This is a genomic window from Cobetia sp. SIMBA_158, assembly GCF_046566945.1.
GTDB classification, from domain to species: domain Bacteria; phylum Pseudomonadota; class Gammaproteobacteria; order Pseudomonadales; family Halomonadaceae; genus Cobetia; species Cobetia amphilecti.
The window spans coordinates 1-258 of the sequence record NZ_JAWJYL010000621.1 but is presented as its reverse complement, the minus strand read 5'-3'; the positions used below and the strand labels follow the sequence as shown (position 1 = coordinate 258).

Below are 258 nucleotides of genomic sequence, written 5' to 3'. Positions count from 1 at the left end.
AATGGCATCAGCAGCGAGCACTTCAGTCTTTTCTCCGTTAGAGCCTACCATTTCCATGATGTAGCCCTCACTTGTGAAAACACCGATTGCTGCGGTATCCATCTTCACCTCTAAATCACCGTGTTTATCAGTGCTTAAATACATCTCGTGAGACCCAAATGAATCAGTTGCTGTTCCAATGGAATCAACCTCATTGTATTTTGCTACAATTGGCTTATTGATAATCGTAGTGGCTGTTTCAAGAGCTACTTCTTTTGA

General features: G+C 41.9%; 1 protein-coding gene. It reads right to left on the bottom strand.

Translation table 11 applies throughout. The features are described 5' to 3' along the window. Window positions 1-258 (bottom strand): hypothetical protein (locus R2R70_RS21315; protein ID WP_410979097.1); only part of this gene is annotated, 258 nt, incomplete at both ends.